This is a genomic window from Streptomyces sp. NPDC042346 (assembly GCF_055581845.1).
Genome location: NZ_JBVJEH010000009.1, coordinates 143971 through 156577 on the forward strand (window position 1 = coordinate 143971; position 12607 = coordinate 156577).

Below are 12607 nucleotides of genomic sequence, written 5' to 3' on the forward strand. Positions count from 1 at the left end.
TAAGTACGGCCTGCCTTGCTGGCGGGCCCCTTACATCGCGCGTATTTTCGAGGTGTTGGGGGCGGCGGGTGCGACCCGGCCCGCCGGAACGAGGGGAGAGCCATGTCCATCATCGAAGCTCAGGCGCCACTGCACGAGGCCCACCGCGACAACCACACGCACCGTGACGTGAACGGCGGTTGGCTGCGGCCCGCGGTGTTCGGCGCGATGGACGGACTCGTCTCCAACCTCGCCCTGATGACCGGTGTCGCCGGCGGCGCGGTCTCCACGCAGACCGTCGTCATCACCGGCGTCGCGGGGCTCGCCGCCGGTGCCTTCTCCATGGCGGCCGGCGAGTACACCTCCGTGGCCTCGCAGCGCGAGCTCGTCCAGGCGGAACTGGACGTCGAGCGCCGCCAGTTGTGCAAGCACCCCATCGACGAGATGGAGGAGCTCGCCGCGCTGTACGTGTCCCGGGGCGTCGAGCCCGCGCTCGCCCGCGAGGTCGCCATGCAGCTCTCCCGGGATCCGGAGCAGGCCCTGGAGATCCACGCCCGCGAGGAGCTCGGCATCGACCCGGACGACCTGCCGTCGCCGATGGTCGCCGCGGTGTCGTCCTTCGCCTCCTTCGCGCTCGGCGCCCTGCTCCCCGTCCTGCCGTTCCTGCTCGGGGCGACCGCGCTGTGGCCCGCCGTGCTGCTCGCGCTCCTCGGGCTCTTCGCCTGCGGCGCGCTGGTGGCCCGGGTGACGGCCCGCGGCTGGCTCTTCAGCGGGATGCGCCAGCTGGTCCTGGGCGGGGCCGCGGCCGCCGTCACGTACGGGCTCGGGATGCTCTTCGGAGCGGCGTTGTAGCTCCGGATATCGGAACGGATTCCGTACCCGCAGAGAAGGCCGGGAGGTCCCTACAAGGGGCCTTTTCGGCATTTCGGGGCACCTTTTCGGGACGAAGAGCCCGTATCGGTTGTGACGTATATCCCTGGCTGGATCCGCCGCGGCGATGAGACACTATGCACGACGCCACATAAGTAGCCGGTTACCCGGCGGTTTCGAACCCGTGACCAACGGGAAGAAGGCATGAGCGTCGTTGGGCAATGAGGCCCACCCAGTGTCGGACCGCCGGAAGCCCGGAGATCCTCCGGCTCCCCCCGGTCCGTCCCCCGCGGGACAGTCCCCTGTCCTCGCACCCCACAGGTGAGAACACACCACCATTGCGTGTCGGTGGTGTCCGCATGCTGGAATGAGCTATCCACTTCGCGAGAAGCCAGCCATCATGTAACCTGCACGAAATTTCGCGGAGGGCCAACGTCGTCCCTCGGCATCTGCATATGCCAATACGACGACGGGAGAGCCGATGCGTTCCGACGCCTGGTCGCCCATGGACGGTCGCCCTGCTCCGCAGGGGATGTACGACCCCCGTAACGAACACGACGCCTGTGGTGTCGGATTCGTGGCCACCCTCACTGGTGTAGCCAGCCACGCACTGGTCGAGCAGGCGCTGACCGTACTGCGCAATCTCGAGCACCGCGGCGCCACCGGCTCCGAGCCCGACTCCGGAGACGGCGCCGGCATCCTTTTCCAGGTCCCGGACGCCTTCCTCCGCGAGGTCGCCGGATTCGAGCTCCCCGAGGCCGGCGCGTACGCCGTCGGCATCGCCTTCCTCCCCGAGGACGGCACGGACGAGATCGTCTCGAAGATCGAGACGATCGCCGCCGAAGAGGGCCTCACCGTCCTCGGCTGGCGCGAGGTCCCCGTCGCCCCCGAGCTGCTCGGCGCCTCCGCCCGCTCCACCATGCCGGTCTTCCGCCAGCTGTTCGTGAAGGACGCCGACGGTACGGCCACGGGCATCGTGCTGGACCGCAAGGCGTTCGTGCTGCGCAAGCGCGCCGAGCGCGAGGCCGCGACCTACTTCCCGTCGCTCTCCGCCCGCACGATCGTCTACAAGGGCATGCTGACCACCGGCCAGCTGGAGCCCTTCTTCCCGGACCTGTCGGACCGCCGCTGCGCCTCCGCCGTGGCCCTGGTCCACTCCCGCTTCTCCACCAACACCTTCCCGAGCTGGCCGCTGGCCCACCCGTACCGCTTCGTCGCCCACAACGGTGAGATCAACACCGTCAAGGGCAACCGGAACTGGATGACCGCCCGCGAGGCGCAGCTCGACTCCGCCGTCTTCGGCGAGGGCTCGCTGGACCGGATCTTCCCGATCTGCACCCCGGACGCCTCCGACTCGGCCTCCTTCGACGAGGTCCTGGAGCTGCTCCACCTCGGCGGCCGTTCCCTGCCGCACGCGGTCCTGATGATGGTCCCCGAGGCGTGGGAGAACCACGACTCGATGGACCCGGCCCGCCGCGCCTTCTACCAGTACCACTCCACGATGATGGAGCCCTGGGACGGACCGGCCTGCGTCACCTTCACCGACGGCGTCCAGGTCGGCGCGGTCCTCGACCGCAACGGACTGCGCCCCGGCCGCTACTGGGTCACCGACGAGGGCCTCGTCGTCCTCTCCTCCGAGGTCGGCGTCCTCGACATCGACCCCGCCAAGGTCGTCCGCAAGGGCCGCCTCCAGCCCGGCAAGATGTTCCTCGTCGACACCGCCGAGCACCGGATCATCGAGGACGACGAGATCAAGGCCGGTCTCGCCGCCGAGAACCCGTACCAGGAGTGGCTGGAGACCGGGGAGATCGAGCTCTCCGACCTCCCCGAGCGCGAGCACATCGTGCACACCCACGCCTCGGTCACCCGCCGCCAGCAGACCTTCGGCTACACCGAGGAAGAGCTCCGCGTCATCCTCGCCCCGATGGCCCGCACCGCCGGCGAGCCGCTCGGCTCCATGGGCACGGACTCGCCGATCGCGGCCCTGTCCGCCCGCCCCCGGCTGCTCTTCGACTACTTCACCCAGCTCTTCGCGCAGGTCACGAACCCGCCGCTGGACGCCATCCGTGAAGAGCTCGTGACGAGCCTCCGCTCCTCGCTGGGCCCCCAGGGCAACCTGCTCGAACCGACCTCCGGCTCGTGTCGCAGCGTCACCCTGCCCTTCCCGGTGATCGACAACGACGAGCTGGCCAAGCTCATCCACATCAACGCCGACGGCGACATGCCCGGCATGAAGGCCGTGACCCTCTCCGGTCTCTACCGGGTCTCCGGCGGCGGCGAGGCCCTCGCCGCCCGCATCGAGGCGATCTGCGCCGAGGCCGACACCGCGATCGAGGGCGGCGCCCGCCTGATCGTGCTGTCCGACCGGCACTCCGACGCCGAGCACGCGCCGATTCCCTCGCTGCTGCTCACCTCGGCCGTCCACCACCACCTCATCCGCACCAAGCAGCGCACCAAGGTGGGTCTGCTCGTCGAGGCCGGTGACGTCCGCGAGGTCCACCACGTCGCCCTGCTCATCGGCTACGGCGCCGCGGCGGTCAACCCGTACCTCGCCATGGAGTCCGTCGAGGACCTGGTCCGCGCCGGCACCTTCATCGAGGGCCTGGAGCCCGAGCAGGCCATCCGGAACCTGATCTACGCCCTCGGCAAGGGCGTCCTCAAGGTCATGTCCAAGATGGGCATCTCCACCGTCGCCTCCTACCGCGGCGCGCAGGTCTTCGAGGCCGTCGGCCTGGACGCCGGCTTCGTCGCCACGTACTTCAACGGCACGGCCACCAAGATCGGCGGCGCCGGTCTCGACGTCGTCGCCAAGGAGGTCGCCGCCCGCCACGCCAAGGCGTACCCCGTCTCCGGCGTCCCCTCGGCGCACCGCGCCCTGGACATCGGCGGCGAGTACCAGTGGCGCCGCGAGGGCGAGCCGCACCTGTTCGACCCGGAGACGGTCTTCCGCCTCCAGCACGCCACGCGCAACAAGCGGTACGACATCTTCAAGCAGTACACGGAGCGGGTGAACGAGCAGTCCGAGCGCCTCATGACGCTCCGCGGCCTCTTCGGCATCACCTCCGACCGCCCGTCGATCTCCGTCGACGAGGTCGAGTCCGTCAGCGAGATCGTCAAGCGGTTCTCGACCGGCGCCATGTCGTACGGCTCCATCTCCCGCGAGGCGCACGAGACCCTCGCCATCGCCATGAACCAGCTGGGCGCCAAGTCCAACACCGGTGAGGGCGGCGAGGACCCGGACCGCCTGTACGACCCGGCGCGCCGCTCCTCCATCAAGCAGGTCGCCTCCGGCCGCTTCGGCGTCACCAGCGAGTACCTGGTCAACGCCGACGACATCCAGATCAAGATGGCGCAGGGCGCCAAGCCCGGCGAGGGCGGCCAGCTGCCCGGCCACAAGGTCTACCCGTGGGTCGCCAAGACGCGTCACTCGACGCCCGGCGTCGGCCTCATCTCGCCGCCGCCGCACCACGACATCTACTCCATCGAGGACCTGGCTCAGCTGATCCACGACCTCAAGAACGCCAACCCGGTCGCCCGCATCCACGTGAAGCTGGTCTCCGAGGTCGGCGTCGGCACGGTCGCCGCCGGTGTCTCCAAGGCCCACGCGGACGTCGTCCTCATCTCCGGCCACGACGGCGGAACGGGCGCCTCCCCGCTGACCTCGCTGAAGCACGCGGGCGGCCCCTGGGAGCTCGGCCTCGCCGAGACCCAGCAGACCCTGCTGCTCAACGGCCTGCGCGACCGCATCGTCGTCCAGACCGACGGCCAGCTCAAGACCGGCCGCGACGTCGTCATCGCCGCGCTGCTCGGCGCCGAGGAGTTCGGTTTCGCGACCGCGCCGCTCGTCGTCTCCGGCTGCGTCATGATGCGCGTCTGCCACCTGGACACCTGCCCGGTCGGCATCGCCACCCAGAACCCCGCCCTGCGCGACCGGTTCTCCGGCAAGGCCGAGTACGTCGTCAACTTCTTCGAGTTCATCGCCGAGGAGGTCCGCGAGCTCCTCGCCGAGCTGGGCTTCCGCACCATCGAAGAGGCCGTCGGCCACGCCGAGCTGCTCGACACCAGCCGTGCCGTCACGCACTGGAAGGCGCAGGGTCTCGACCTGGAGCCGCTCTTCTACGTGCCCGAGCTGCCCGAGGGCGCGGTCCGCCACGCCCTGATCGAGCAGGACCACGGTCTGGAGAAGGCCCTCGACAACGAGCTGATCGAGCTCGCCGCCGAGGCCCTGAACGCCGCCTCCGCCGAGGAGGCGCAGCCGGTCCGCGCCCAGGTCGCGATCCGCAACATCAACCGCACGGTCGGCACCATGCTCGGCCACCAGGTGACGAAGAAGTTCGGTGGCGCCGGCCTCCCGGCCGACACCATCGACATCACGTTCACCGGCTCCGCCGGCCAGTCCTTCGGCGCCTTCCTGCCGAGCGGTGTCACCCTCCGCCTGGAGGGCGACGCCAACGACTACGTCGGCAAGGGCCTCTCCGGCGGCCGCGTCGTCGTCCGCCCGGACCGGGGCGCCGACCACCTGGCCGAGTTCTCGACCATCGCGGGCAACACCATCGGCTACGGCGCGACCGGCGGCGAGCTGTTCCTGCGCGGCCGCACCGGCGAGCGCTTCTGCGTCCGCAACTCCGGCGCGCTGGTCGTCTCGGAGGGCGTGGGCGACCACGGCTGCGAGTACATGACCGGCGGTACGGCGGTCGTCCTCGGCGAGACCGGCCGCAACTTCGCGGCGGGCATGTCGGGCGGCGTCGCCTACGTCGTCGACCTCGACCGGGACAACGTCAACTCCGGCAACCTGGGAGCGGTCGAGTCCCTGTCGGACTCCGACAAGGCGTGGCTGCACGACGTCGTGCGCCGCCACCAGGAGGAGACCGGCTCGACGGTCGCCCAGAAGCTCCTCGCCGACTGGGACGCGAACGCGGACCGGTTCAGCAAGATCATCCCCACCACGTACAAGGCAGTGCTCGCCGCCAAGGACGCCGCTGAGCTCGCCGGTCTCTCCGAGACCGAGACCACCGAGAAGATGATGGAGGCGGCGACCAATGGCTGACCCCAAGGGCTTCCTGACCACCGGGCGCGAAGTCGCCAAGACCCGGCCGGTGGGCGAGCGAGTCAGGGACTGGAACGAGGTCTACGTTCCCGGTTCCCTGCTGCCGATCATCAGCAAGCAGGCCGGCCGCTGCATGGACTGCGGCATCCCGTTCTGCCACAACGGCTGCCCCCTCGGGAACCTGATCCCCGAGTGGAACGACTACGCCTACCGCGAGGACTGGTCGGCGGCGCAGGAGCGCCTGCACGCCACCAACAACTTCCCGGAGTTCACCGGCCGCCTGTGCCCGGCTCCGTGCGAGTCGGCGTGTGTCCTCGGCATCAACCAGCCGGCCGTCACCATCAAGAACGTCGAAGTCTCCATCATCGACAAGGCCTGGGACGCGAACGACGTCAAGCCGCAGGTGCCCGAGCGCCTGTCCGGCAAGACCGCCGCCGTCATCGGCTCGGGCCCGGCGGGTCTCGCCGCGGCCCAGCAGCTGACCCGGGCCGGCCACACCGTGGTCGTGTACGAGCGCGCCGACCGCATCGGCGGCCTGCTGCGCTACGGCATCCCCGAGTTCAAGATGGAGAAGCGGCACATCAACCGCCGCATCGAGCAGATGCGCGCGGAGGGCACCAAGTTCCGCACCGGCATCGAGATCGGCCGCGACCTGACGTCGACGGACCTGCGCAAGAGGTTCGACGCCGTGGTCATCGCCGCCGGCGCCACCACCGCCCGTGACCTGCCCGTCCCGGGCCGCGAGCTCAACGGCATCCACCAGGCCATGGAGTACCTGCCACTGGCCAACAAGGTCGTCGAGGGCGACTTCGTGGCCCCGCCGATCACCGCCGAGGGCAAGCACGTCGTCGTCATCGGCGGCGGCGACACCGGCGCGGACTGCGTCGGTACGGCGCACCGCCAGGGCGCGGCCTCGGTCACGCAGCTGGAGATCATGCCCAGGCCGGGCGAGGACCGGAACGCCGGCCAGCCCTGGCCGACCTTCCCCATGCTGTACAAGGTCACCTCGGCGCACGAGGAGGGCGGCGAGCGGGTCTACTCCGTCTCCACCACCCACTTCGAGGGCGACGAGGACGGCAACGTCCAGTTCCTCCACCTCGTCGAGGTCGAGTTCGTCGAGGGCAAGCTGACCCAGAAGCCGGGCACGGAGCGCAAGATCCCCGCCCAGCTGGTCACGCTCGCGATGGGCTTCACCGGAACGGACGTGGAGAACGGCCTGGTCGCGCAGTTTGGTCTGGACCTGGATGCGCGGGGTAACATCGCCCGTGACGCGGACTTCGCCACCAACGTCGATGGCGTGTACGTCGCCGGTGACGCGGGTCGCGGCCAGTCCCTCATCGTGTGGGCCATCGCCGAGGGCCGCTCCGCCGCCCGTGGCGTGGACCGCTTCCTGACCGGAGCCAGCTCGCTGCCGGCCCCGATCCGCCCGACGGACCGTTCGCTGACGGTCTGATCCCGCCGGATCACCCCTGAACGTCCCGTACAACGACGTGCGGAACTGAGCGCGGCGCCCCCCGAATGTCCCCGACCGGACGACTGGGAGGGCGCCGCGGTGCGTTCACCCGCCGGAGAGCGCCCGGAAGTGCGGGATGACCTTCGTGCCCCACTGCCGGATCGTCTCCAGGCAGACCTCCTGCGGCACCGTGCCCATCTGGATCAGGCACATCACCTCGTCGACGCCGATCTCCCGCAGCCGCTCCACGTAGGCGATCGCGGTCGCGGCGTCCCCGTACGCGTGGTCGGTGTTGTACGTGCCGGTGTCGACCGGGCGGGCCGGGATGCTCGCCTCGTGGAGCCGGGCCACCAGCTTCCGCCGCTCCTCCTCCAGGGCGCCCGTGTGGTCCTCGTCCTCCGCGTAACCGGTGGGCGCGGGGGCGCCGCCGTACCAGTGGGCGATCGACTCGGCGAAGAAGCGCTGGCCGCGCGTGCCGAGCCGCAGCGCGCGGTCGGCGTCGTCCAGGACGACCGTCGGGCACAGGGCCGAGAAGTGGTCGTTGACCTCCGTGGAGACGAACCGCGACCCGTCCCGTACGGCGATGGCCCCGTCGTACACCGCGCGCATCGCGCGGACGTCGTCGGCGCCCGCGAAGCCCATCACCAGCGCCCCGATGCCCAGTTCGGCCGCCTGCCGCAGGGAGTCGTGCTGCGAGCAGGCCATGAAGAGGGGCGGGTGCGGGTGCTGCACGGGGCGCGGCAGGACCGCGCCGGGGCCGATGTCGAGGGAGCCGTGCCACTCGAACTCCGGCTCGCGCCACGCGGCGGCGAAGATCCGCAGGGCCTCCTCGGTCTGCGGCCGGGTGTCCTCGGGGTCCACCCCGAACATCCGCATCTCCTGGCGGGTCGCGCCCCGGCCGGCGCCCACGTCGAGCCGGCCGCCGGACAGCACGTCGAGCATGGCGGCGCGTTCGGCGACCCGGACCGGGTGCTGGTAGCCGAAGGGCATGGTGACCACGCCGTGGCCGACGCGGATCGTCCGCGTACGGGCGGCGACCCAGGTCAGGAAGATCTCGGACGCGCTCATGTGGGCGTACTGGGTGAGGGAGTGGTGCTCGACCGCCCAGACGCGGTCGAAGCCCATCTCCTCGGCGAGGACGGCCTGTTCGACGCAGTCGTGGATGACCGCGCGTTCGCGTGCGGGGGTGGGGTCGACGAGCTGTGCTTCGAAGATCATGGAGAACTTCACGGTGAGCTCCTCCCGGACCTGTGCGGGGACCTGTGCGGGGACCTGTGCAGGGACCCGTGCGGGGTCCTGCGCGGCGGATATGCCTAATCGAAATACTTCTAGCAGGCATAGGGAGAGGAGGGAAGCGCCGTACACTTCCGCCCGTGGACGAGAAGACGGAGGGGACTCCGGAACCGCTGCCCGGGCTTCCGGCGACCGGCTGGGCCGTGCTCGGACTGCTCTCCTTCGGACGGGAGCTGTCCGGTTACGACCTCAAGAAGTGGTCGGACCGGTCGCTGCGCCTCTTCTACTGGAGCCCGTCGTTCAGCCAGATCTACAGCGAGCTCAAGCGGCTGGAGAAGACCGGCTACGCCACCTCGCGCCTGGTCGCACCGGAGGCCGGCACCCGTGACAAGCGCGTCTACCGGATCACCGACGAGGGCCTCGCCGCCGTCCGGACCTGGGCCCGCACGGCCCCCCTCGACCCGCCCGTCCTCAAGCACGGCCCGATGCTGCGGCTCTGGCTGGGCCATCTCGTCGAACCCGACCGGATGCGCGAGATCCTGGCCGGACACCGGGAGTACGCCGAGAGCATGCGGCTCCGTGCCGAGGCCGACGTGGCGGACGCCGGCGCCGACGAGGCGTGGGCGTACCCCCGGCTCACCCTCACCTGGGCCGAGCGGTACTACGCGGCCGAGCGCGACCTCGCCGACGCCATGCTCGCGGACATCGAGCGGCTGGAGACCGAGCGGTTGAAGGCCGAGGGGCTGGAGACCGAGCCTCCGCGGCCGTGAGTGTCGGCTTCAGTCCTCCTTCCCGAGTCGCGCGAACTGCTCCTCGGTGAGGGTGACGTCGAGCGCGCCCAGGTTCTCCAGGAGGTGCGCCGCCGAGGACGTACCGGGGATGGGGAGGATGTGCGGGGCCCGGTGCAGGAGCCAGGCCAGGGCCGTCTGGGACGGGGTGGCGCCGACCTCGCGGGCGACCCGGGCCACCGGGCCGTCCGGCCCCGCGTGCCCGCCCATGGCGATCGGGAAGAAGGGGACGAAGGCGATGCCGCGGCCCGCCGTGTGCGCGACCACGGCCTCGTGGTCGCGGGTCGCCAGGTTGTAGAGGTTCTGCACCGCGGCGATCGGGGCGACCGTCTCGGCCTCCTCCAGCTGGGCGACCGTCACCTCCGAAAGACCGATGTGCCGGACCTTGCCCTCCTCCTGGAGTCGGCGCAGAGCGCCCACCTGCTCGGCGACCGGGTAGTTCTCGTCCAGGCGGTGCAGGTACAGCAGGTCGATCCGCTCCGTCCGCAGCCGGCGCAGGCTCAGCTCGGCCTGCTGGCGCAGATAGGCGGGGTGGCCGAGCGGCACCCACTCGGTGGGGGAGGGCCTGACCACACCGACCTTGGTGGCCACCGCCACGGCGTCGCCGTACGGAGCCAGCGCCTCGGCGAGGAGCTCCTCGCCCGCCCCCAGCGCGTACGCGTCGGCCGTGTCGAAGAGGGTGACCCCCGCCTCGGCGGCCGTCCGCAGCAGGGCCAGCGCGGCCGCCCGTTCGGCAGGGGCCGACCAGATGCGGGCCTCGGGGCCCGTCGGGTCGCCGGGGCCGTCGGCGAGGCGCATCGTGCCGTATCCGATGCGCCGGACCGGGAGGTCGCCGCCGAGCTGGAATATCGTCGGGTCGATGCCGGACGTCCGGTCGGTACGGGCTTCGGCGTCCGTGGTGTTCGTGTCATTCGTGGTGTTCGTGTTGTTCGTCATGTCCGGCACCGTAGGAGCTCACACCGGTGTGAGCTTCAAGCGGCAACGGGCCGATGTGAGGGGGGTCACAGTGAAGATCGGTGAGCTGTCGCGTGAGACCGGGGTCGGCGTCCGGCTGCTCCGCTACTACGAGGAGCAGGGCCTCCTCTCCTCGGAGCGGACCCCGGGCGGGCAGCGGGTGTACGGTCCCGACGCCCCCGTCGTCGTCCGCCGTATCCGGGCCCTCCTCGGCGCCGGACTGCCGACCAGGGTCATCGCCGAGGTCCTGGACTGCGTGTGCGGCAGCGAGGCGGAGATCGAGCCCTGCCTCAGCCCGATGCTCGTCGCCCAGCTCGACGCCATCGACGAGAAGATCCACGGCCTCCAGGACACCCGTTCCTCCCTCGCGGCGCTCGTCGCGGTCACCGAGGACCGGCAACTCGCCGCCACCGACCGGGCGATGGGTATTCCGGTGGCCGGCGCCGCGGCGCCCGGGCGATCATGACGCCATGACTTCTCTCGTACGCCACGTGACCATCGACTGCGCCGACGCCCACGCCCTGGCGAGCTTCTGGGCCGCGGCGCTGGACGCGAAGCTCGCCGACGACGACTTCCCCGGCGACCCCGAGGCCACCGTCGAGTCGCCCGGCGCGAACCTCCTCTTCATCCAGGTCCCCGAGGCGAAGGCGGTGAAGAACCGCGTCCACCTCGACCTCCAGCCGCAGGACCGCACCCGCGACGAGGAGATCGAGCGGCTGCTCGCCCTCGGCGCCACCCTGCTCGACGACCGGCGGAACGCCGACGGCACCGGCTGGGCGACCCTCGGGGACCCGGAGGGCAACGAGTTCTGCGTCGAGCGCAGTGCGGCGGAGCGCGCCGCGGCCTCCTGAGCCGGCCGCCCGAGCCTTTCGGGAAACGTTCGGAGTAATCCGGACAGAAGATGTCGGGTATCCGGGGTTTCCTGGAGTCATGGGAGACACCGGAACCACCTGGTCGGCCTTCGAGGCCGCCGAACCCGAGCTCGCCGCGGCCGTGCGCGAGCGCTTCGGGCAGTACACCCACCACGCGCTCGCCACCGTGCGGAAGGACGGCTCGCCCCGCCTCAGCGGCATCGAGGCGGACTTCCGCTTCGGCGAGCTCTGGCTCGGCATGATGCCGAACTCCCGCAAGGCGCTCGACCTGCGCCGCGACCCCCGCTTCGCGCTGCTCGCCAACCCCGGCTCCGGCACCGACATGGGCGGCGGGGACGTCCGCGTCTCCGGGCGGGCGGTCGAGATCACCGACCCGGAGACCGTCGACCGGTACGCCTCCGACGCCGGCGCGCCGCTGCCCTTCCACCTCTTCCGGGTGGAGCCCACCGAGGTCGTACGGACCCGGGTGGACGGCGAGGAGCTGGTCGTGCGGACCTGGGCCCCCGGGCGTCCGGCGCGGACGATCCGGCGCGGCAACGACGACAGCCCGCCGCGCGGGGAGTCCTGAGACACCCGCTGGGGCCAGAATGGACGGGTGCCGAACACTGTCAGCAAGAAGAAGACCCAGGTGAGTGCCGGGCCCGAGCGGCGCCGTGAGCTCCTCGACACGGCGGCCGAGGTGTTCGCCGCCCAGGGGTACAACGCCACCACCGTGCGCAAGATCGCGGACGCCGCCGGCATGCTCGCCGGCAGCCTCTACTACCACTTCGACTCCAAGGAGTCGATGCTCGACGAGATCCTCTCCAGCTTCCTGAACGAGCTGTGGGAGGGGTACGACGCCGTCCTCGACGCCGGGCTCGGGCCCCGCGAGACCATCGAGGCCCTGGTCACCGAGTCCTTCCGGGAGATCGACCGGCACCGCGCCGCCGTCGCCATCTACCAGAAGGAGTCCCGGCACCTCACCGACCTGCCCCGCTTCCACTACCTCGTGGACTCGCAGGAGAGGTTCGAGAAGGCCTGGCTCGGCACGCTGGAGCGCGGGGTCGCGGCCGGGGTGTTCCGGGCGGACCTCGACGTCCGGCTGACGTACCGCTTCGTGCGCGACACCGTCTGGGTCGCCGCGTCCTGGTACCGGCCCGGCGGGCAGCACAGCCCGGAGGAGATCGCCCGCCAGTACCTGAGCATGGTCCTGGACGGCGTCGCCGTACGCGCGTGAAGGGAGTGCCCGACAGGGCCGGGTCCACCCGACGATCACCGAACGGCTGTGAAGTCGCCCACGTCGCGGCGTCCGGGCCTGGTCTGATCCGTCCGGGCATCGGTCGCGCGGGGCGGGAAGGTCCTGAGGCGCACTATTGTTCCGGTAGAGACATCCGGAGTGCGTATCGCGTGTTCCGGGAGAAACAGCCGGGGT

General features: G+C 70.8%; 10 protein-coding genes. 8 read left to right on the top strand and 2 right to left on the bottom strand.

From position 1 onward, the window contains the following. Positions 1–102: 102 nt before the first annotated feature. The 3 genes from ACZ6K0_RS30560 to ACZ6K0_RS30570 all read left to right on the top strand — a co-directional run bounded on the left by ACZ6K0_RS30560 (position 103) and on the right by ACZ6K0_RS30570 (position 7349). Positions 103–831, top strand: coding sequence for a VIT1/CCC1 transporter family protein (locus ACZ6K0_RS30560; RefSeq protein WP_376395243.1), 729 nt, complete (start codon positions 103–105; stop codon positions 829–831). Between the two features lie 499 nt (positions 832–1330). Beyond that, positions 1331–5896, top strand: a complete 4566-nt coding sequence (gene gltB, locus ACZ6K0_RS30565) for a glutamate synthase large subunit (RefSeq protein ID WP_469228258.1) — start codon at positions 1331–1333, stop codon at positions 5894–5896. Further along, positions 5889–7349, top strand: a complete 1461-nt coding sequence (locus tag ACZ6K0_RS30570; protein ID WP_376395238.1) for a glutamate synthase subunit beta — start codon at positions 5889–5891, stop codon at positions 7347–7349. The genes gltB and ACZ6K0_RS30570 overlap by 8 nt, the downstream gene beginning before the upstream one ends. A gap of 105 nt (positions 7350–7454) precedes the next feature. Here the strand turns inward: ACZ6K0_RS30570 and ACZ6K0_RS30575 are convergent, their stop codons facing one another. Then, the gene (locus ACZ6K0_RS30575) at positions 7455–8579 is read right to left on the bottom strand and encodes an LLM class flavin-dependent oxidoreductase (RefSeq protein WP_469228256.1); all 1125 of its coding nucleotides are present in this window, start codon (positions 8577–8579) and stop codon (positions 7455–7457) included. 143 nt (positions 8580–8722) lie between these two features. Between ACZ6K0_RS30575 and ACZ6K0_RS30580 the strand changes: the two genes are divergently transcribed. Continuing rightward, entirely contained in the window at positions 8723–9352 is a 630-nt protein-coding gene (locus ACZ6K0_RS30580; RefSeq protein ID WP_469228254.1) for a PadR family transcriptional regulator, read from the top strand. A gap of 9 nt (positions 9353–9361) precedes the next feature. On the opposite strand, the gene ACZ6K0_RS30585 is transcribed toward ACZ6K0_RS30580, so the two are convergent. Then, positions 9362–10306, bottom strand: a complete 945-nt coding sequence (locus ACZ6K0_RS30585) for an aldo/keto reductase (RefSeq protein WP_469228252.1) — start codon at positions 10304–10306, stop codon at positions 9362–9364. Positions 10307–10376: 70 nt separating this feature from the next. Here ACZ6K0_RS30585 and ACZ6K0_RS30590 point away from each other — a divergent pair, with 70 nt between their 5' ends. The 4 genes from ACZ6K0_RS30590 (at position 10377) to ACZ6K0_RS30605 (ending at position 12412) form a co-directional block, all read left to right on the top strand. Beyond that, entirely contained in the window at positions 10377–10790 is a 414-nt protein-coding gene (locus ACZ6K0_RS30590) for a MerR family transcriptional regulator (protein WP_469228249.1), read from the top strand. 4 nt (positions 10791–10794) lie between these two features. Then, entirely contained in the window at positions 10795–11175 is a 381-nt protein-coding gene (locus tag ACZ6K0_RS30595) for a VOC family protein (protein WP_376395223.1), read from the top strand. A gap of 79 nt (positions 11176–11254) precedes the next feature. Next, complete coding sequence (locus ACZ6K0_RS30600) at positions 11255–11764, top strand: pyridoxamine 5'-phosphate oxidase family protein (protein WP_469228247.1); 510 nt, start codon at positions 11255–11257, stop codon at positions 11762–11764. A gap of 27 nt (positions 11765–11791) precedes the next feature. Beyond that, positions 11792–12412: a TetR/AcrR family transcriptional regulator gene (locus tag ACZ6K0_RS30605; protein ID WP_376395217.1), complete on the top strand. Its 621-nt coding sequence runs from the start codon at positions 11792–11794 to the stop codon at positions 12410–12412. Positions 12413–12607: the final 195 nt, after the last annotated feature.